Annotated in this window: 17 protein-coding genes; 11 read left to right on the top strand and 6 right to left on the bottom strand. The window is 72.8% G+C overall.

The genetic code is table 11. The features are described 5' to 3' along the window. Nucleotides 1-141 precede the first annotated feature (141 nt). On the bottom strand, nt 142-1017 hold the full coding sequence (locus AQJ66_RS33600) for an HhH-GPD family protein (RefSeq protein WP_279617351.1): 876 nt from the start codon (nt 1015-1017) through the stop codon (nt 142-144). A gap of 182 nt (nt 1018-1199) precedes the next feature. Here AQJ66_RS33600 and AQJ66_RS33595 point away from each other — a divergent pair, with 182 nt between their 5' ends. Beyond that, a complete protein-coding gene (locus AQJ66_RS33595; protein WP_208611511.1) occupies nt 1200-2054 on the top strand; it encodes a hypothetical protein in 855 nt (284 codons plus the stop codon). A gap of 124 nt (nt 2055-2178) precedes the next feature. Here AQJ66_RS33595 and disA read toward each other — a convergent pair whose 3' ends face one another. Then, nucleotides 2179-3303 (bottom strand): DNA integrity scanning diadenylate cyclase DisA, encoded by a 1125-nt coding sequence (disA, locus tag AQJ66_RS33590; RefSeq protein WP_061929671.1) that lies wholly within the window; start codon nt 3301-3303, stop codon nt 2179-2181. 80 nt (nt 3304-3383) lie between these two features. Next, nucleotides 3384-4793, bottom strand: a complete 1410-nt coding sequence (gene radA, locus AQJ66_RS33585) for a DNA repair protein RadA (protein WP_061929668.1) — start codon at nt 4791-4793, stop codon at nt 3384-3386. A 198-nt stretch (nt 4794-4991) separates the two neighbouring features. Between radA and AQJ66_RS33580 the strand changes: the two genes are divergently transcribed. Beyond that, nucleotides 4992-6710, top strand: a complete 1719-nt coding sequence (locus tag AQJ66_RS33580) for a BACON domain-containing protein (RefSeq protein ID WP_061929665.1) — start codon at nt 4992-4994, stop codon at nt 6708-6710. Here the strand turns inward: AQJ66_RS33580 and AQJ66_RS33575 are convergent. Then, nucleotides 6707-7552 carry a DUF3109 family protein gene (locus tag AQJ66_RS33575; RefSeq protein ID WP_061929662.1) on the bottom strand — a complete coding sequence of 282 codons (846 nt, stop codon included), beginning with the start codon at nt 7550-7552 and terminating at the stop codon, nt 6707-6709. The two genes, AQJ66_RS33580 and AQJ66_RS33575, sit on opposite strands and share 4 nt — an antisense overlap. A 71-nt stretch (nt 7553-7623) precedes the next feature. Here AQJ66_RS33575 and AQJ66_RS33570 point away from each other — a divergent pair, with 71 nt between their 5' ends. The 4 genes from AQJ66_RS33570 to ilvD all read left to right on the top strand — a co-directional run bounded on the left by AQJ66_RS33570 (nt 7624) and on the right by ilvD (nt 12129). Next, nucleotides 7624-8550 (top strand): Ppx/GppA family phosphatase, encoded by a 927-nt coding sequence (locus AQJ66_RS33570; protein WP_061929659.1) that lies wholly within the window; start codon nt 7624-7626, stop codon nt 8548-8550. 173 nt (nt 8551-8723) lie between these two features. Next, entirely contained in the window at nt 8724-9536 is an 813-nt protein-coding gene (locus tag AQJ66_RS33565) for a sugar phosphate isomerase/epimerase family protein (protein ID WP_061929656.1), read from the top strand. After that, complete coding sequence (locus AQJ66_RS33560) at nt 9533-10141, top strand: TetR/AcrR family transcriptional regulator (protein WP_061929653.1); 609 nt, start codon at nt 9533-9535, stop codon at nt 10139-10141. Before AQJ66_RS33565 ends, AQJ66_RS33560 begins: the two co-directional genes overlap by 4 nt. A 134-nt stretch (nt 10142-10275) precedes the next feature. Next, the gene (ilvD, locus tag AQJ66_RS33555) at nt 10276-12129 is read left to right on the top strand and encodes a dihydroxy-acid dehydratase (protein WP_061929650.1); all 1854 of its coding nucleotides are present in this window, start codon (nt 10276-10278) and stop codon (nt 12127-12129) included. A gap of 57 nt (nt 12130-12186) precedes the next feature. Here ilvD and AQJ66_RS33550 read toward each other — a convergent pair whose 3' ends face one another. Next, complete coding sequence (locus AQJ66_RS33550; protein WP_061929647.1) at nt 12187-14277, bottom strand: serine/threonine-protein kinase; 2091 nt, start codon at nt 14275-14277, stop codon at nt 12187-12189. A 129-nt stretch (nt 14278-14406) separates the two neighbouring features. Here AQJ66_RS33550 and AQJ66_RS33545 point away from each other — a divergent pair, with 129 nt between their 5' ends. The 5 genes from AQJ66_RS33545 (at nt 14407) to proC (ending at nt 17885) form a co-directional block, all read left to right on the top strand. Further along, nucleotides 14407-14724: an SH3 domain-containing protein gene (locus AQJ66_RS33545; protein WP_061929644.1), complete on the top strand. Its 318-nt coding sequence runs from the start codon at nt 14407-14409 to the stop codon at nt 14722-14724. Between the two features lie 42 nt (nt 14725-14766). Continuing rightward, nucleotides 14767-15294 (top strand): hypothetical protein, encoded by a 528-nt coding sequence (locus AQJ66_RS33540; RefSeq protein WP_061929641.1) that lies wholly within the window; start codon nt 14767-14769, stop codon nt 15292-15294. A 127-nt stretch (nt 15295-15421) separates the two neighbouring features. After that, entirely contained in the window at nt 15422-16228 is an 807-nt protein-coding gene (locus AQJ66_RS33535; protein ID WP_107119122.1) for an ABC transporter ATP-binding protein, read from the top strand. Then, nucleotides 16225-16989 carry an ABC transporter permease gene (locus AQJ66_RS33530; RefSeq protein WP_061929635.1) on the top strand — a complete coding sequence of 255 codons (765 nt, stop codon included), beginning with the start codon at nt 16225-16227 and terminating at the stop codon, nt 16987-16989. Before AQJ66_RS33535 ends, AQJ66_RS33530 begins: the two co-directional genes overlap by 4 nt. A gap of 83 nt (nt 16990-17072) precedes the next feature. After that, nucleotides 17073-17885, top strand: coding sequence for a pyrroline-5-carboxylate reductase (proC, locus tag AQJ66_RS33525; RefSeq protein ID WP_061929632.1), 813 nt, complete (start codon nt 17073-17075; stop codon nt 17883-17885). Between the two features lie 46 nt (nt 17886-17931). Here proC and trpS read toward each other — a convergent pair whose 3' ends face one another. Continuing rightward, entirely contained in the window at nt 17932-18957 is a 1026-nt protein-coding gene (gene trpS / locus AQJ66_RS33520; protein WP_061929629.1) for a tryptophan--tRNA ligase, read from the bottom strand. Nucleotides 18958-19531: the final 574 nt, after the last annotated feature.

Raw genomic sequence — 19531 nt, 5'->3', positions numbered from 1 at the left:
CGGCTGTCCGTCGGTTGTGTAACGGAAGTAGGAACGGGGTAAAGCAGGCGGAAGGTATGTCCGCTTATCGATTGCTTTGTCCGTCAGGTGGACCGTAACGGCACCCGTGACGCTGTGACTTGGCTGGGCGTCAGGTGAGCGTCAGGTGAGCGGCAGCCGGTACAGACCGCCCGGCAGCGGCTCCACCAGTCCGTCCGTGACGAGTCCGTCGAGCGCCCGGGCGCGCTGCACCGGCTCGTGCCACACCCGGTCCAGCACCGCCTGCGGCACCGGCGCGTGCGCCTCCCGCAGCACCGCCAGCAGCTTGCCGCGCACCTGGCGGTCCGTACCGGCGTACGTCTGCCCGCGCCGCGGCGGGCCCGCGTGTTCCGGCTTGCCGGCCAGCCGCCACGCGCACTGCGCGGCGATCGGGCACCGCGGGCACCCCTCGTTCTTCGCCGTGCACACCAGCGCGCCCAGCTCCATGGACGCGGCCGCCCAGCGCGCGGCCGTGCGCTCGTCCTCGGGCAGCAGCTCGCGCGCCAGACGCCGCTCGGCGGCCGTGGTGGCGTTCGGCGGGTACTGCACGCCCGTCACCGCCCGCGCCAGGACCCGGCGCACGTTCGTGTCCAGCACCGGGTGCCGCTGCCCGTACGCGAAGGAGGCCACCGCGGCGGCCGTGTACTCCCCGATGCCGGGAAGGGCCAGCAGCTGCGCGTGGTCCGTGGGGACGTCACCGCCGTGCCGTTCCGTTATGGCCACGGCCGCTCCGTGCAGCCGCAGGGCCCGGCGCGGGTAGCCGAGCCGCCCCCAGGCGCGCACCGCCTCGCCCGGCGCCTGCGCGGCGAGGTCCGCGGGGCGCGGCCAGCGGGCCAGCCACTGCTCGTACACCGGCAGCACCCGGTTCACCGGGGTCTGCTGCAGCATGAACTCGCTGACCATCACCCCCCAGGGGCCCGCCTCCGGGCGGCGCCAGGGGAGGTCGCGGGCGTGGGCGTCGAACCAGGCGATCACGGGGGTGTGCAGCTTCTCAGTCATGGCCATCCGATCCTGCCACGGGTCGGGCGGTCATGCTCGGTGATCAACCGGCTGCACAGTGTCGCCGTGGAACGAAGGGCCCTGGTGTTGACGGCAGTTGCCGGAATGATGATCCGGAAAAGTTGCTCTTCGGGCGGCGGGGGACGCAAGCAAGTGCGGCGATCTCTCGTACAGTTTGCGCCGTGGGATCTCTGCGCAATCCGGTCGGGCCGCTTCCCTCCTCCATCTACTGGCGACGGAGGGCCCTACTGCTGTCCGTGGTCGCCCTGTTGGCCCTGCTGATCACCTGGATCGTCGTGTCCGGTGGCGGGGGCGGCAAGAACGGCGCCGGCGGGTCGAACGGCAAGAATCCCGCGTCCACCATCACGCCGGGGCCGTCCCCCTCTGGCTCCGCGATCAGCCAGCACCCGGGCGGACGCGACGAGTCGAGCGGCGGCGGCAGCGGCGGGAGCGGCTCCGGGGGCGCTGGTTCCGCCGGGGCGTCCGGTTCTTCCGGCTCAGACGGCGGTTCCGGCTCAGACGGCGGTTCCGGCGACGGCTCCGGTGGCGGTTCCGGCTCGTCCTCCGGCGGCTCCGCCGGCGGCTCCGCCGGCGGCGTCGGTGCGGGGGACGCGGTGCCGGCCTCCTCCTCGCTGGCCGACTGCACCGCCGGGTCCGTCTCGTTGAGCCTGCGCAGCCTGCACAACTCCTACTCGCCGGACCAGACGCCCGCGTTCGAACTCATCGCGAAGAACACCTCGTCGGGGGACTGCAAGGTCGACCTCGGGCCGAAGCACGCGGTGTTGACGGTCACACCGGCCGACGGCGACAACGCCTTCTGGTCGTCGGCCGACTGCCCCAAGGGCGCGTCGAGCCTGTACTTCCGGGTTCCCGCCGGGCAGAGCATCACCTACACCGTGAAGTGGGACCGCAAGCCGAGCGCCGCCCAGTGCGAGACGCCTCCCGCGGGGTCGGCCAAGCCCGGAACGTATCTCCTGGAGGCCAGGACACCGGGCTTCGCGAAGCTCCAGGCGTCGTTCGTGCTGTCGGCGGACTGACGGAGGATCCGCCGGCGCCCAGGCGGCTACCGTCCAGGCGCGCGGGGAACGGCGCGACCGGCCACGACGCACCCGCACCATGACGCGCACCTCCGAACCCAGAGGTGCCCGGCAGCCGGGAACGTCAGACGTACCGCTCCAGGATCGACGACTCCGCCAGCCGCGACAGCCCCTCCCGCACGCTGCGGGCCCGCGCCTCGCCGACGCCGTCGACCGTCTGGAGATCGTCCACACTGGCGGCGAGCAGCTTCTGCAGCCCCCCGAAGTGCTCCACCAGCCGGTCGATGATGGCCCCCGGCAGCCGCGGCACCTTGGCCAGCAGCCGGAAGCCCCGCGGGGACACCGCGGAGTCCAGCGTCTCGGGGGACCCGGTGTAGCCGAGCGCCCGCGCCACCGTGCCCATCTCGAGGAGCTCCGCGTGGCTCAGCGCGTCCAGCTCGGACAGCGCCTCGTCGACCGTGCGGGACCGCTTCGCCGTCGGCTCGGGCACGTAGTCCCGGACGACCAGCTCCCGGTCGGGCTCGACACCGGCGATCAGCTCCTCCAGCTGGAGCGCCAGCAGACGCCCGTCGGTGCCCAGTTCGACGACGTACTCGGCGATCTCGGTGGCGATGCGCCGCACCATCTCCAGGCGCTGCGCGACGGCGGACACGTCCCGCACCGTCACCAGGTCCTCGATCTCCAGCGCCGACAGCGTGCCCGCGACCTCGTCCAGCCGCAGCTTGTACCGCTCCAGGGTCGCCAGCGCCTGGTTCGCCCGGGACAGGATCGCCGCCGAGTCCTCCAGCACGCGCCGCTGCCCGTCGACGTACAGCGCGATCAGCCGCATGGACTGCGAGACGGAGACCACGGGGAAGCCGACCTGCTTGGAGACCCGGTCGGCGGTGCGGTGCCGGGTGCCGGTCTCCTCCGTCGGGATCGTCGGGTCCGGGACCAGCTGCACGCCGGCCCGCAGGATCTTCGACAGATCGGAGGAGAGCACGATGCCGCCGTCCAGCTTGCACAGCTCCCGCAGCCGCGTCGCGGCGAACTCCACGTCCAGGACGAAGCCGCCCGTGCACATCGCCTCGACGGTCTTGTCGGAGCCGAGGACGATGAGCCCGCCGGTGTTGCCGCGCAGGACCCGCTCCAGGCCGTCGCGCAGGGGTGTACCCGGAGCCACGGCGCTCAACGAGGCGCGCATCAGGCGATCGGAGCCGGCACTCCCACCGGACTTTCCGGGAGCTGCTGCCCGGTCGTTGGCTGCCACTGCACTCCTCCGGTCGCAGGTTCAGGGGCGCTCCGTCGTGCGCACTCGGTTCGTACGGACGGGCGAGACCTGGGCAAAGTCTACCGGCGCTCCTCCGCCTCCCGTGGGGCCTCTCGGCGACGGGAGCGCGGCAGCACCCGCAGCGCGTCCCCCATGTCCGCCACTTCCAGGACCTTCATGCCGGGCGGGACCTTGCCCGGATCACCGGGGACCAGCGCGTGCGTGAAGCCCAGCCGGTGCGCCTCGGTGAGCCTGCGCTGCACGCCCGTGACCCGTCTGACCTCGCCCGCGAGGCCGACCTCGCCGATCGCGACGAGGTTCTTCGGCAGCGGGGTGTCGCTCGCCGCGGAGGCCAGCGCGAGCGCGATGGCGAGGTCGGCCGCGGGCTCCGACAGCTTCACGCCGCCCACCGTCGCCGAGTAGATGTCCCGCTTGCCGAGCGCGCTGATCCGCCCGCGCTGCTCCAGCACCGCCAGCATCATCGACACCCGGGAGGTCTCCAGGCCGGAGGTGGTCCGGCGCGGGGAGGGGATCTGCGAGTCGACGGTGAGCGCCTGCACCTCGGCCACCAGCGGGCGGCGGCCCTCCAGCGTGACGGTCAGGCAGGTGCCCGGGACCGGCTCGTCGCGCCGGGTCAGGAAGAGCCCGCTGGGGTCGGCGAGGCCCGTGATGCCCTCGTCGTGCAGCTCGAAGCAGCCCACCTCGTCGGTGGCGCCGTAGCGGTTCTTCACCCCGCGCACCAGGCGCAGGCGCGCGTGCCGGTCGCCCTCGAAGTGCAGCACGACGTCCACGAGGTGCTCCAGCAGACGCGGGCCGGCGATCGCGCCGTCCTTGGTGACGTGTCCCACCAGCAGCGTGGACATCCCGCGCTCCTTGGAGGCGCGGATCAGCGCCCCGGCGACCTCGCGGACCTGGGCCATGCCGCCGGGCGCCCCGTCGATCTCCGGGGAGGCGACCGTCTGCACCGAGTCGAGGATCAGCAGGGACGGCTTCACGGCGTCCAGGTGGCCGAGGACGGCCGACAGGTCCGTCTCGGCGGCCAGGTACAGGTCGTCGTGCAGGGCGCCGATGCGGTCGGCGCGCAACCGCACCTGGCTCGCCGACTCCTCGCCGGTCACGTAGAGCGTGCGGTGCTCCGCGCTCGCGGACTTGGCCGCCACGTCCAGCAGCAGCGTGGACTTGCCGACGCCCGGCTCGCCCGCCAGCAGCACCACCGCGCCGGGCACGAGACCGCCGCCGAGCACCCGGTCCAGCTCCGGCACGCCGGTCGTGCGGGCGGTGGCCTGGCGGCCGTCCACCTGGCCGATGGGCACGGCGGAGCTGGTGACCCGGCCCGGTGCCGTCGTACGGACCGCGGGCGCGCCGTACTCCTCGACCGTCCCCCACGCCTGGCACTCGGGGCAGCGGCCGAGCCACTTGGCCGTCTGCCAGCCGCACTCGGTGCAGCGGTAGGACGGGCGGTCCTTGGTGGTCTTGGTACGGGCAGCCATGCGGAAACCGTAGCCCGCGCCACTGACAACGCCCCCCGGCGGTCACCTGCGGAACATCCGGTACGGGCCGCGGCCGGCCCGGGCCGAGCCGCGGAACGCGGGGTTCCTGTCCCCTTATGAGGGATCGTTTCACCCGTACGGATTAAAAGTGCTCAAGCCGCAAGAAGGGATACTCTGCCGCCGCATACGGTCGCACGGGTGATGAGCAGCAGTCCGGAGACCACGACCCGCACGACCGGGGCGCATCGGGCGCACCGCGAGGCGCGCGACCGAGCCGCCGCACGCACCCTCGCCCAGCGGCCGCCGGCGCGCTACGAGCCGTACCTGGACGGTCTGTTCACCTACTGCCTGTCGGTGCTGTGCGACCACGACGCGGCCACCGCGGCCCTCGGGGACGTCCTGGCGCTCGCCGAGCGGCGCGGACAGCGCGCCCCGGGGACGGCGGACCGCAGGGCGTGGCTGTACGCCCTGGCCCGCTGGGCCTGCCTGCGGGGACTCGCCGAGGCCAAGCAGAAACGTCAGGCCACCCACGCGGCCGGCCGCACGGCGGGGAAAGGGCCGGCGAGGGGGGCAGGGAGAGAGCCGGGGAAGACGACCGGGAAGCAGGCCGCCGACCGGCCGGTCTCCCCGGAGACCCAGGAGCAGCGGCGCCGCGAACTCGCCCTGCTCGCCTGGCCGGAGGCCGCCGGCACCTCCCCCGAGCAGCGCGAGGCCCTGGAGCTGGCCGTCCGCCACCACCTCACCCCCCGGGAAGTCGCCGCCGTCCTCGGCATGGAGCCCGCCTCCGCGCGCGACCTGCTGGCCTCCGCCGCCTGCGAGGTCGAGCGCACCCGCGCGGCCCTCGCCGTCGTCGAGACCGGCGGCTGCCCGAGCGTGGCCCACCTCACCGGCGACAGCCGGCTGGTCCTCAGCTCCGCCCTGCGTCGCGAACTGGTCCGCCACGTCGACGACTGCCCCCGCTGCCGCCGCACCGCCGAGCGCGCCGCCCCCGGCCACTGGCCCGGCGCCACGGTCACCCCGGCCGAGCTGCCCGTGCTGGAGGCCCCGCGCGCGGACCTGCACATGGCCCTCGCGCACCACCCGCGCGCGCGGGGCGCCGCCGTGCCCCGCTTCGACCGGCGCGGCTTCCCGATGGACCCCAAGGACCGCGCGGCCCGGCGCGACCGGCTCCGCGCCGGCGCGGTCACCACCACCGTGGTCGCCACGGTCGTCGCGGCCCCCGTGCTCGCGCTGTGGGCCGCCTACCGGGGCGGCCCGGCCGACGCGGACGGGCGCTCCGCCACCGTGCCCGAGGCACAGGGCCCCGAGACGCTGGGCGGCGGCACCGGCGGCGGCTACGAGAACGCGGGCAACGCCAGCGTGAGACCGGGCGCCCGGCCGGGCAAGGGGGGCGGCAAGGCGGACGTCTCCGTGGAGGTCGTCAGCGTCTCGGGGGCCGGCCGGAAGGGCGCCGGGGAGCTGACGGTCGGCGCCGGAAACGACGGCGACACCACCCTGATCACCCTCACCGCGTCCGGCTCCGGCCCGGTCCGCTGGTCGGCGACCACCTCGGCGGGCTGGCTCTACCTCAGCCGGTCCTCGGGAACCCTCCGGCCCGGCGAGACGCTGACGATCAAGGTGTACGTCGACCATCTGCGCGAGCCGTCCGGCCACTGGCGCGCCCAGGTGGCCGTCTCCCCGGCCGGCGCCGTGATCACCATCAGCGGCTACGGCACCGCCCCGACCCGCCCCACGCCCCGGCCCTCGTCCCCCGACCCGGCCCCGACCAGCTCGGCCCCCACGGAACCCCCGTCCGGTGAGCCCCCGTCCCCCTCGGCCCCACCGGCCAGCCCGACCGACCCGGTCCCGTCCGACCCGCCGGCCTCGTCCCCGGCGCCGACGGACGGCACCGGCGCCCCGAGCCCGTCCGACGGCTAGCCGGCCGGGTCCGGGTCCGCCGGATGCGGGGCCACCAGCGGGAGCCGGGACGCCAGGCGCTGCTCGCAGAGCTCGGTCAGGCGGTCGTAGCCGGCCTTGCCCATCAGTTCGGTCAGCTCGGCCCGGTAGGAGACGTACACCGGCTCGCCGGCACCGTGGGCCGAGGTCGCCGACGTGCACCACCAGTGCAGGTCGTGACCGCCCGGTCCCCAGCCGCGGCGGTCGTACTCCCCGATGGAGATCTGCAGCACCCGCGTGTCGTCGGGCCGGTCGATCCAGTCGTACGTCCGCCGGATCGGCAGCTGCCAGCACACGTCGGGCTTGGTCTCCAGCGGCTCCCGGCCCTCCCGCAGGGCGAGGATGTGCAGCGAGCAGCCCGCGCCTCCCGGGAAGCCGGGCCGGTTCTGGAAGATGCACGAGCCCTGGTAGGGCCGCGTCTGCCGGGACCCCTCCTCGTCCTCGGAGACCCAGCCGCCCCGCACGCCCTCCGCGTGGTGCTGCCAGATCTCCGGCGTCAGCCTCGCCACGTGCCCGGCGACCCGCTTCTCGTCGTCCTCGTCGGAGAAGTGGGCGCCCAGCGTGCAGCACCCGTCGTCCGCGCGGCCCGCCTCGATGCCCTGGCAGCCGCTGCCGAAGATGCAGTTCCAGCGAGAGGTCAGCCATGTCAGATCGCAGCGGAAGACCTGCTCCTCGTCCGCCGGATCGGGGAACTCCACCCACGCGCGCGCGAAGTCGAGCCCCTTCTCGTCGCTCACCTTCGACCCCTTGGCGGAAGCGGCCGTCTTGCCGGCCTTGCCCGCCTTGTCAGCTTTTCCGGAGTTCGCCTTTTTCGTCTTTGGCACGCGTCCAGGGTAAGTGGCCAGGGCCCGCAGCGGGGACCGTGGACCGGCGATCTGGCAGTAGCGTTCCGTACATGAGACTCGGTGTCCTGGACGTGGGATCCAACACGGTGCATCTGCTGGTGGTCGACGCCCACCCCGGCGCGTGCCCGCTGCCCGCGCATTCGCACAAGGCCGAACTGCGGCTCGCCCAACTGCTGGACGCGGACGGGGCCATCGGCGACGACGGCGTCCACAAGCTGATCGACGTCGTACGGGACGCGCTCCAGGCCGCCGAGGACAAGGGTGTCGAGGACCTGCTGCCGTTCGCGACCTCCGCGGTCCGGGAGGCCACCAACGCCGACGACGTCCTCGCGCGCGTGGAGGCCGAGACCGGCGTACGGCTCCAGGTGCTCGCCGGCGCGGAGGAGGCCCGGCTCACCTTCCTCGCCGTGCGCCGCTGGTTCGGCTGGTCCGCCGGGAAGCTGCTGGTCCTGGACATCGGCGGCGGCTCGCTGGAGATCGCCTACGGCATGGACGAGGAGCCGGACGCCGCCGTCTCCCTGCCGCTCGGCGCCGGCCGGCTGACCGCCGGCTGGCTGCCCGGCGACCCGCCCGAGCCCGACGCCGTCCGGGCGCTGCGCCGCCACGTCCGCACGGAGATCGCCCGCACGGTCGGCGAGTTCAGCCGGTTCGGCGCCCCCGACCACGTCGTCGCCACGTCCAAGACCTTCAAGCAGCTCGCCCGCATCGCCGGCGCCGCCCGCAGCGCCGAGGGCCTCTACGCCCAGCGCGAGCTGAAGCGGGAGTCCCTGGAGGCCTGGGTCCCGCGCCTGGCCGGCATGACCACGCAGCAGCGCGCCGAGCTGCCCGGGGTCTCCGACGGCCGCGCGGGCCAGCTCCTCGCCGGCGCCCTGGTCGCCGAGGGCGCGATGGACCTGTTCGGCGTGGAGAGCCTGGAGATATGCCCCTGGGCCCTGCGGGAAGGAGTGATCCTGCGGCGCCTCGATCACATGGGGTAGGACCAGGGCCCACCGTTCGGGCCATGCCGGGCCGGCCCAGCCGGAAGACCCCGGGCGCCCGGCAGGCACGACCGCGCGAGGAACCACGACGGAGCCGCACCCGCCCATGGCAAACATCACAACGGCGAAGAGGCACCCCACGCCGTCACGGCCGGACCCCGTAAGGTGACGACGTGGCTGAACCAACGGACGTGAGTATCGCGCTGTCGACAGCCTCCGTGTACCCGGAGTCGACGGCGACCGCCTTCGAGATCGCCGCGCGCCTCGGCTACGACGGCGTCGAGGTCATGGTGTGGACCGACCCGGTGAGCCAGGACATCGACGCCCTGCGCCGCCTGTCCGACCACCACGGCATCCCGATACTCGCCGTGCACGCCCCCTGCCTGCTGATCACCCAGCGCGTCTGGTCCACCGACCCCTGGGTCAAGCTCCAGCGGGCCCGCGCGGCCGCCGAGAGGCTCGGCGCCGACACGGTCGTCGTCCACCCGCCCTTCCGCTGGCAGCGGCAGTACGCCCGCGACTTCGTCTCCGGGATCTGGCGGATGGCGAACGAGACCGACGTGCGGTTCGCCGTCGAGAACATGTACCCCTGGCGCTACCGCGACCGCGAGATGCTCGCCTACGCCCCCGACTGGGACGTCACCAAGGACGACTACCGGCACTTCACGATCGACCTCAGCCACGCCGCGACCGCCCGCACCGACGCCCTGCAGATGATCGACCGCATGGGCGACCGCCTCGGCCACGTCCACCTCGCCGACGGCCGCGGCTCCGCCAAGGACGAGCACCTGGTGCCCGGGCGCGGCACCCAGCCCTGCGCCGAGCTGCTGGAACGCCTCGCGGTCACCGGCTTCGACGGCCACGTCGTGATCGAGGTCAACACCCGGCGGGCCATGTCCAGCGCCGAGCGGGAGGCCGACCTCGCCGAGGCCCTCGCCTTCACCCGCCGCCACCTGACCTCCGACGTGCGGGTGCCCCGGCGGTGACCGGGGCCCCCGGCGCCCGCCGCCGCGGCCGCCCCCCGCGCGCCGAGTCCGCCGACACCCGCGACCGCATCCTCGCCGCGGCCCGCGAGGAGTTCTCCGAACGCGGCTACGAGAAGACCTCCGTCCGCGGCGTCGCCAAGGCGGCCGGGGTCGACCCGGCGCTCGTGCACCACTACTTCGGCACCAAGGAACAGGTCTTCGAGGAGGCCGTCGCGGTCGCCTTCGCGCCCGCGCTGGACGCGCCCGAGGCGGTGGCCGCCGGGCCGCTGGACGGAGTGGGGGAGCGGCTGGCCCGCTTCATCTTCGGCGTCTGGGAGAACCCCGCGACCCGGGCCCCGCTGCTCGCGATCGTCCGCTCGGCGGTGACCAACGACACCGCCGCCGCCGTCTTCCGCCGGCTGGTCGCCGGCCAGCTGCTGCGCCGCATCGCCGTCCAGCTCGACCTGCCGGACGCGGAACTGCGCGCCGAGCTGGCGGCCGCGCAGCTGGTGGGCGCGGCGATGATGCGGTACGTGATCAAGCTGGAGCCGCTGGCGTCGGCGGACCTGGAGCAGATCGTCGCGCGGCTGGCGCCGGTCGTGCAGCACCACCTGACGGCCCCCTGACGTCCCCCGTCCGTGAAACACGCATCCCGCATTCCGGACAAGCGTGTCCATCCCTTGGAGCGGCGGCGTAGGCTCGACAGTGAGCCCGGTCCTCGGGGCTCATTCCCAGAAGGTCATTGAAGGAGCGAGCGACGATGCCCGAGCTGAGGTCCCGCACAGTCACCCACGGCCGCAACATGGCGGGCGCCCGCGCCCTGATGCGCGCCTCCGGTGTACCCGGTGCGGACATCGGCCGGAAGCCGATCATCGCCGTCGCGAACTCCTTCACCGAGTTCGTCCCGGGCCACACCCACCTGCAGCCGGTCGGCCGGATCGTCAGCGAGGCGATCACCGAGGCGGGCGGCATCCCGCGCGAGTTCAACACGATCGCCGTGGACGACGGCATCGCCATGGGCCACGGCGGCATGCTGTACTCCCTGCCCTCCCGCGACCTGATCGCGGACTCGGTGGAGTACATGGTCGAGGCCCACTGCGCCGACGCCCTGGTCTGCATCTCCAACTGCGACAAGATCACCCCGGGCATGCTGCTGGCCGCCCTGCGCCTGAACATCCCGACGGTGTTCGTCTCCGGCGGCCCGATGGAGTCCGGCCGCGCCACCCTGGTCGACGGCACGGTCCGCACGCTCGACCTGGTCGACGCGATCTCCGACGCCGTCAACGACAAGATCTCCGACGAGGACATCCTCCGCATCGAGGAGAACGCCTGCCCGACCTGCGGCAGCTGTTCCGGCATGTTCACCGCCAACTCGATGAACTGCCTGACCGAGGCCATCGGCCTCTCCCTCCCCGGCAACGGCTCGGTCCTCGCCACCCACACCGCCCGCAGGCGGCTCTACGTCGACGCCGCCCGCACGGTCATGGACCTCACCCGCCGCTACTACGAGCAGGACGACGAGTCGGCCCTGCCGCTCAACATCGCCACCTTCCAGGCCTTCGAGAACGCCATGGCCCTGGACATCGCGATGGGCGGCTCCACGAACACGATCCTGCACCTGCTGGCCGCCGCCCAGGAGGCGGGCGTCCCCTTCGGCCTGGAGCAGATCGACGCCGTCTCCCGCCGCGTCCCCTGCCTGGCGAAGGTCGCGCCCAACGTCGCGAAGAACCGCACGTACTACATGGAGGACGTGCACCGCGCCGGCGGCATCCCCGCCCTCCTCGGCGAGCTGCACCGCGCGGGCCTGCTCAACGAGGACGTGCACGCCGTGCACAGCCCCTCCCTCGCCGACTGGCTGAAGACCTGGGACGTGCGCGGCGGCTCCCCGTCCCCCGAGGCGGTCGAACTCTGGCACGCGGCCCCGGGCTGCGTCCGCTCCGCCGAGGCCTTCTCCCAGTCCGAGCGCTGGGAGGCCCTGGACGACGACGCCGAGAACGGCTGCATCCGCTCGGTCGACCACGCCTACTCCAAGGACGGCGGCCTCGCGGTCCTCAGGGGCAACCTGGCCGTCGACGGCTGCGTGGTGAAGACGGCCGGCGTCGACGAGTCCATCTGGACCTTCGAGGGCCCGGCCGTGGTCTGCGAGTCCCAGGAGGAGGCCGTCCAGCGGATCCTCACCCAGGAGGTCAAGGACGGCGACGTCGTCGTCATCCGCTACGAGGGCCCCAAGGGCGGCCCCGGCATGCAGGAGATGCTCTACCCGACCTCGTACCTGAAGGGCCGCGGCCTGGGCAAGACCTGCGCCCTGATCACCGACGGCCGCTTCTCCGGCGGCACCTCCGGCCTCTCCATCGGCCACGCCTCCCCGGAGGCGGCGTCCGGCGGCACCATCGCCCTGGTCCAGGACGGCGACCGCATCCGCATCGACATCCCGAACCGCACGATCGAGCTGCTCGTCGACGACGCGGAACTGGCCCGCCGCGAGCAGGCGCTGAACGGCACCTACGCCCCGAAGAAGCGCGACCGCAAGGTCTCCGCCGCCCTCCGCGCCTACGCGGCGATGGCGACCAGCGCGGACAAGGGCGCGGTGCGGGACGTGAGCAAGCTGGGCTGACCCCGGTCTCCCGACGAAGGGGGCCGCCTCCCGCACGGGAGCGGCCCCCTTCGCGCGTCACCAGTCGGCCGGGTTTCGCGCGTTGACGCCGAACACGGTGCCGTCGGGGGCGCCGGCGTAGACGTGGCCGCCGGCCACCAGGGGTGCCGGAAGCGCGGCGGTGACTGCGCCCGTGTTCGTGCCGAGCCGCGGCGGAGTCCACCCCAGAAGGCTCCCGTCGCGCGCGTCCACGGCCAGCAGACGCCCGTCGGCCGCGGTGAAGTACACGTGCCTGCCGTCGCCGACCGGTGCCGAGCCGCGGCTGACGGACGTCTCGAGATGCCACAGCCGCTTACCGCTGTGCAGGTCGACGGCTTCCAGCGAGCCGCCGAAGGCCAGCAGGTAGACCACGTCGCCATGTGCGGTGGCCTGGGGACTCAGACGGGAGACGGGCAGCGTCACCCGGCGCGACGTCCGGGAAGCCGGTGTGTAGCGGACCACCGCGTGCGTCTCGCCGGAGGTCCTGTCGACGGACAGGAAGAACAGCGAGCCGCCGTGACTGCCGACGGGCCGCAGCGCCCCTTCCAGCCGCGCTTCCCATCGCACAGCGCCCGTAGCCGGATCCACCGCCGTGACGCGCGTACGGGCCCCGTCACCGGAGACGCTGGTCGCATACGCCAGTCGGTCCCCCGCGAACGAGGTGAGGTCCGGCGTGCTGTAGCCCGGTATCCGCCGGCTCCACCTCGTGCCGCCCGACTTGCCGTCCACGCCGGTGACCGTGCCGTCGGCACCGACGAGCAGGGCCGTACGGCCGGCGTACCGGACCATCGTCCCCTGGGCCAGACGCCGCTTCCAGACCTCGTCGCCCGACCCCGGATCGAGCGCGGTGAGCGCGCCACCACCGGTGCGGAGCAGCACACGAGAGGCCGAGACGACCGGCGGACCGCCGGTGGCTCCGGCGGCGACCGAGTGCCGCCACAGCGGCTTGCCGTCAGCGGGCGAGAAGGCGCTGACCACGCCGGGCCGCGCACAGAACAGCTTGCCGTCGCCGTAGGAGCATTGGGGCATCCCCGTCGTCCCCGGTGTCGGCCTGGCGACCCAGGAGCTGAACGCGGCCGTCCTGGTGTGCGGGTTCGCGGCAGTCCGCGCGGGGCCGGCGCCGCCCGCCATCTGAACGGAGGCCACGGCGGCGCCCAGCACCAGAGCGAGCACTCCGGCGCCCACAGCCGCCTTCCGGCCGACGCGCTTCCCGGTCGATGACCCGGGCTGCTCGGTACGGGGCTCCGGAGCCGGTCCGCCACCCGACCGCTGCGCCGGTATGAACGCCTGCGTGTCGTACGAGGCCGCCACCGACCGCAACTCCCGCATGAGTTCATCGGGGGTCGGCCGGTCCTCCGGCTCCTTGGCGAGGCACCGCAGCACCAGCGGAGCGAGGTCGTCCGGCACACCGGTGAGGTCCGGCTCGTCGTGCACGACCTGGTAGGCGACGACGTACGGGCTGTCGGAGTCGAAGGGCCCGCGCCCGGTCGCCGCGTGCACCATCACCGACCCGAGCGCGAAGATGTCGGCGGCGGGACCCACCTCGCGCGGCCGCCGGAACTGCTCGGGCGCCATGAACGGCGGCGTACCGATCAACTTGCCGGTCTCGGTCCGCAGTTCGCTGTCCTTGGGCCGGGAGATGCCGAAGTCGATGACCTTCGGCCCGTCCTCGGCGAGCAGCACGTTGCTCGGCTTCAGGTCCCGGTGCACGACCCCGACCCGGTGGATGTCGCGCAACGCCTCCGCGAGCCCCGCCATCAGCCGGCGCACCTGAGCCGGAGCCATGGGCCCGTTCCGCTTGACTTCGTCGGAAAGGGTCGGCCCCGGGATGAACAGGGTGGCCATCCACGGCCGTTCGGCCTCCGGATCGGCATCGACGACGGGCGCGGTGAAGGCGCCGCTCACCCGGCGCGCGGCGGCCACCTCCTGCCGGAAGCGGCCCCTGAACTCGGGATCCCTGGCGAACTCGGCGTGGACGACCTTCACCGCGAGCTTCATCCCCGAGGCGCTGCGGGCCAGGTGCACCACACCCATGCCGCCGGAGCCCAGACATGACTGGAGGTGGTAGTGACCGGCGTATTCCGGAAGTTCCGCCTCCGCGCCGGCTCCGGTGTTCCTCCATGGCGCCATGGGACCACCCCCGTGCTGTTCGTCCGCGCGCGCGACGCACGGAGCCTAGTCGATGACTCGTGCGAGACAGAGGCGGCTTGCTAGTCTCCGCCTGCGAGTTGCGCATGCGCTCAACGGGGGAGGTTTCGCATGTCCATCGACCGTGCCGAAAAGATCGAGTCCGGCGGTGAGCCCGAGGCCGTGACGGCGGCGGCCACCGCGCTCACCTACGCGGTCGCCCCCGGCGTCCGCCTGAACGTCCGCAGCGGACCCGGTACCAGCTACGGCATCGTGCGCGTCCTGCCCGAGGGGACGCGCGTACCGATCTTCTGCCAGACGCCGGGCACCACGGTGTCGGGCTACTACGGCACGTCGAAGATCTGGGACAACATCGACAACGGCGAGTACGTCTCGGACGCCTACGTGAACACGGGCACCGACGGCTACGTCGCCTCGCGCTGCGCCTGACCCCACCCGGAGCCCGCCCCCGCCCGGCGCCATAATCGTCACGTGAGCGACGACAACGGCACCCCGGGCACCCCGGCGGGCTCCGCGGACGGTTCGGCCGGCCCGGCCGGCGGTCCCCGCCCCGAACCCCTCCGGTTCTTCGGCACGTCCTGGGTGAGCCACGACCACGGCTACCCGGCCCGCCGCGCCGCGGTCGCCGTCGGCTCGCTCGCCGCGGCCGTCGCCTCCTGCCTGGTGCTGCGCTTCGCCTACGAGGGCATCCGGATCGCCGACAGCGGGCCCTTCGTGACCGTGCTGATCATCGCCATGTTCGCGATCTGCAGCGCCCTCGCCTTCCGCAACACCTGGGACGGCTTCGGCAAGCGCCCCGACCCGCAGCGCCAGGCCTCCCTGCGCGGCCTGCTCGCCATCGGCTTCGTCGGCTCCCTGCTCGCCTACTTCTTCCGCTCCCTCACCGAGGCCCCGGGCGAGAAGCTGCACCGCGAGGAGTACGAGAGGGCACGCGAGGAGTACGACCGCCGCACCACTCGCCGGACGGGCAACCCGTCGAAGAAGAAGCGCCGCCGCTGACGCTCCCGCACCCCTCTCTTCCCTCCGCTCGACGGCCCGGTTCCTTTCCGGGCCGTCGTTTTCGTGTGCGGGGCGACACCGCACCCCCTTGACGGCGCGGGCACTCGGGAAGATTATTCATCACGTGATGAATAACGTGGCCGACCCACCCCGCCCCACAGCCCCCGACGCCGTCCACGCCGACGACCTCACCGTCGTCCGCGGCTCCCGCACCGTGCTCCACCACCTCCGCTTCACCGTCCCCCGAGGCCAGATCACCGGCCTGCTCGGCCCCTCCGGCTGCGGCAAGTCCACCCTCATGCGGGCGATCGTCGGCACCCAGGCCAAGGTCACCGGCACCCTCGACGTCCTCGGCCGCCCGGCCGGCCACCCCGGTCTGCGCAGCCGCATCGGCTACGTCACCCAGGCGCCCTCCGTCTACGACGACCTGACCGTCCGCCAGAACCTGGACTACTTCGCCGCGATCCTCGACCCCGCCCGCGCCGCCTCCGACCGCCGCGGCACCGTCGAACGCGTCCTCGCCGACGTCGACCTCACCAGCCACGCCGACGCCCTCGCCGGCAACCTCTCCGGCGGGCAGCGCAGCCGGGTCTCCCTCGCCGTCGCCCTCCTCGGCACCCCCGAACTCCTCGTCCTCGACGAGCCCACCGTCGGCCTCGACCCCGTCCTGCGCCGCGACCTGTGGAACCTCTTCCACGACCTCGCCGCCCGCGGCGCCACCCTCCTCGTCTCCTCCCACGTCATGGACGAGGCCGAGCGCTGCCACCGCCTCCTCCTCATGCGCGACGGCCGCATCCTCGCCGACGACACCCCGGACGCCCTGCGCACCCGCACCGGCACCGACACCGTCGAGGACGCCTTCCTCCACCTCGTCGACGAAGCGGCCACCGCCGACGCGAGCACCACCGACCGCACCAAGGAGACGAGCCGATGAACGCCACGGCACCCACCGGCGCCCTGAACGCCTCCCGCACCACCGCCACCGCGGCCCGCGTCCTGCGCCAGCTGCGCCACGACCCGCGGACCATCGCGCTGATGATCGTCGTGCCCTGCCTGATGCTGGTCCTGCTGCGCTACGTCTTCGACGCCAGCCCGCGCACCTTCGACAACATCGGCGCCTCCCTGCTCGGCATCTTCCCGCTCATCACGATGTTCCTGGTCACCTCCATCGCCACCCTGCGCGAACGCACCTCGGGAACCCTCGAACGCCTCCTCGCCATGCCCCTCGGCAAAGCCGACCTCATCGCCGGCTACGCCCTCGCCTTCGGCGCCCTCGCCATCGTCCAGTCCGCTCTCGCCACCGGACTCGCCCTGTGGCTCCTCGGCCTGGACGTCACCGGCTCGGCCTGGCTGGTCCTGCTCGTCGCCCTCCTCGACGCCCTCCTCGGCACGGCCCTCGGCCTCTTCGTCTCGGCCTTCGCGGCCTCGGAATTCCAGGCGGTCCAGTTCATGCCGGCGGTGATCTTCCCCCAGCTCCTCCTCTGCGGCCTCTTCACCCCACGCGACCGCATGCACCCCGTCCTCGAGGCCGTCTCCGACGTCCTGCCCATGTCGTACGCCGTCGACGGCATGAACGAGGTCCTCCACCACGCCGACATGACCGCCACCTTCGTGCGGGACGTCCTGATCGTGGCGGGCTGCGCCCTGCTGGTACTGACATTGGGCGCGGCCACCCTGCGGCGCCGGACCACCTGACCCCGGCGGCCGCCCCGCGACGCGCGTCCCGCCCACCGGACAGGCACCCCCGCCCCCTGCGCACCGGTGCGAGACTGAACCGCATGAGCCAGAAAGTCGCAGTCCTCGGCACCGGCAAGATCGGCGAAGCCCTGCTCAGCGGAATGATCCGGGCCGGCTGGGCGCCGGCCGACCTCCTGGTCACCGCCCGCCGCCCCGAACGCGCCGAAGAACTCCGTGCCCGCCACGGAGTCAGCCCGGTCACCAACACCGAGGCAGCCAAGACCGCCGACACCCTGATCCTCACGGTCAAGCCGCAGGACATGGGCACCCTCCTGGACGAACTCGCGCCGCACATCCCCGCCGACCGCCTGGTCATCAGCGGAGCCGCGGGCATCCCCACCTCCTTCTTCGAGGAGCGCCTCGCCACCGGCACCCCGGTCGTCCGCGTCATGACGAACACCCCCGCCCTCGTCGACGAGGCCATGTCCGTCATCTCCGCCGGCAGCCACGCCACCGCCGAGCACCTCGCCCACGCCGAGGAGATCTTCGGCGCCGTCGGCAAGACCCTCCGCGTCCCCGAGAGCCAGCAGGACGCCTGCACCGCCCTGTCCGGCTCCGGCCCGGCGTACTTCTTCTACCTGGTCGAGGCCATGACCGACGCCGGCATCCTGCTCGGGCTGCCCCGCGACAAGGCCCACGACCTCATCGTCCAGTCCGCCATCGGCGCCGCGGTGATGCTCCGCGACAGCGGCGAACACCCCGTCAAACTCCGCGAGAACGTCACCTCCCCGGCCGGCACGACGATCAACGCCATACGCGAACTGGAGAACCACGGAGTGCGCGCCGCCCTCATCGCCGCCCTGGAGGCCGCCCGCGACCGCAGCCGGGAGCTGGCCTCCGGCAAGAAGGACTGAAAGCCGGACCGGGAGAGGGCGGCGGGGGAACCCCGCCGCCCCACCGCTAGCGACCGGGACTCAGCGCGGGCTCCGGGACGGGCGGCAGCAGCCCGATCGCCCGATAGGCGGTATCGACGGTCGGCCGGGCCATCGCCCGGGCCTTCTCCGCACCATCGCGCAGCACCCCCTCCACGTACGCAGGATCCGCGCACAGCTCCCTGTGCCGCTCCTGCACCGGCCTGAGCACCTCGACCACCGCCTCCGCGGTGTCCTTCTTCAAGGCGCCGTACGACCGGTAAACGCCCGCCAGTGACTCAGGGTTCCCGTCCGTGCACGCAGCGAGAACATCCAGCAGATTCGTGACGCCCGGCCGCTGCTCCCGGTCGTACACGACGTCCTGACCGCTGTCGGTCACGGCCCGCATCACCTTCTTGCGCACCACGTCCGGCTCGTCCAGCAGATAGACGATCCCCGGCCCCGAGTCGTCGGACTTCCCCATCTTCGACGTCGGGTCCTGCAGGTTCATCACCCGCGCGGCCACCCGCGGACTCGTCACCTTCGGCACCACGAACGTGTGGCCGTAGCGCTGGTTGAACCGCACCGCCAGGTCCCGGGCCAGCTCCACGTGCTGCGCCTGGTCGTCCCCGACCGGCACCTCGTCGGCGCCGTACGCCAGGATGTCCGCCGCCATCAGCACCGGATACGTCAGCAGGGACAGCCGCACACTGCCGCCCCGCTCCCGTTCCCGCACGGCCTTCTCCTTGTACTGGATCATCCGCCGCATCTCGCCGTCGGTCGCCACGCACTCCAGCAGGTACGACAGCCGCGTGTGCTCGTCGACGTGGCTCTGCAGGAACACGGTGCACAGCTCAGGGTCGAGTCCCGACGCCAGCAGAAGCGTCGCGCCCTGCCGGCTGAGTCTGCGGACCCGCGCCGGATCGTGGTCCACGGTCAGCGCATGCAGATCGACGATGCAGAACACGGCGTCCGACCGGTGCTGGTCCACCTCCGTCCAGCGGCGCATGGCCCCCAGGTAGTTCCCCAGGGTCAGGTGCCCGGTCGGCTTCACTCCACTGAAGACCCGTGTCATCCCTACTCCACCTCCGGATCGGGGCCGCCGTCCCGGCCGGCCGGCTCCCGGAGTCCTGGAGGGAGATACGAGAACGGCCGCCGGAGCGGCGGCCGTTGAGCGCATACGTGAGTGCCGGCCGCCGTCAGGCGGCCCACCAGCACTGGTTGCACGTACGCGTGGTCATGCGGCCCAGGGTACGCCCCGGGGGTGGCCGCCCGCAGCGAGTTGACACGCACCGAGGTGATCCGTAACGTACTTCGAGTTGTCCGACGTGAGAGCCGACTCCGGTCGGTCCCCGGACAGCCATTCCGCAGGTACCAGCCGTAACTCGGCGATGCTTTGTCGCGTCGTCGGCACTGGCGCGCTATTTGCGAAATGAGGAATCCGCGTTCGAAAGAGCGCAGCCCCCGATTAGCTCGGGAGCGAGGAATCCGCTAAAGTCTCACTCGTCGGAACGGCAGAAGGGCAGGGAAGACGAACCCCGCTGACCGGGGATCGGATCGAAAAAGGATCTGATAGAGTCGGAACCGCCGGAAAGGAAACCGCGAGAGTGGAAACCTGGAAAGCACCGAGGAAATCGGGTCGAGAAAAG

Origin of the sequence: Streptomyces bungoensis, from assembly GCF_001514215.1 — a bacterium.
GTDB classification, from domain to species: Bacteria; Actinomycetota; Actinomycetes; order Streptomycetales; family Streptomycetaceae; genus Streptomyces; species Streptomyces bungoensis.
This window is presented reverse-complemented; position numbering and strand designations above follow the sequence as displayed.

Bases quoted from the DNA above. Each gene is read 5' to 3' on its own strand.
- AQJ66_RS33600 (WP_279617351.1), bottom strand. From the start codon at position 1,017: ATGACTGAGAAGCTGCACACCCCCGTGATCGCCTGGTTCGACGCCCAC.
- radA (WP_061929668.1), bottom strand. From the start codon at position 4,793: ATGGCTGCCCGTACCAAGACCACCAAGGACCGCCCGTCCTACCGCTGC.
- AQJ66_RS33570 (WP_061929659.1), top strand. From the start codon at position 7,624: ATGAGACTCGGTGTCCTGGACGTGGGATCCAACACGGTGCATCTGCTG.
- ilvD (WP_061929650.1), top strand. From the start codon at position 10,276: ATGCCCGAGCTGAGGTCCCGCACAGTCACCCACGGCCGCAACATGGCG.
- AQJ66_RS33550 (WP_061929647.1), bottom strand. From the start codon at position 14,277: ATGGCGCCATGGAGGAACACCGGAGCCGGCGCGGAGGCGGAACTTCCG.
- AQJ66_RS33545 (WP_061929644.1), top strand. From the start codon at position 14,407: ATGTCCATCGACCGTGCCGAAAAGATCGAGTCCGGCGGTGAGCCCGAG.
- AQJ66_RS33535 (WP_107119122.1), top strand. From the start codon at position 15,422: ATGAATAACGTGGCCGACCCACCCCGCCCCACAGCCCCCGACGCCGTC.
- AQJ66_RS33530 (WP_061929635.1), top strand. From the start codon at position 16,225: ATGAACGCCACGGCACCCACCGGCGCCCTGAACGCCTCCCGCACCACC.
- proC (WP_061929632.1), top strand. From the start codon at position 17,073: ATGAGCCAGAAAGTCGCAGTCCTCGGCACCGGCAAGATCGGCGAAGCC.
- trpS (WP_061929629.1), bottom strand. From the start codon at position 18,957: ATGACACGGGTCTTCAGTGGAGTGAAGCCGACCGGGCACCTGACCCTG.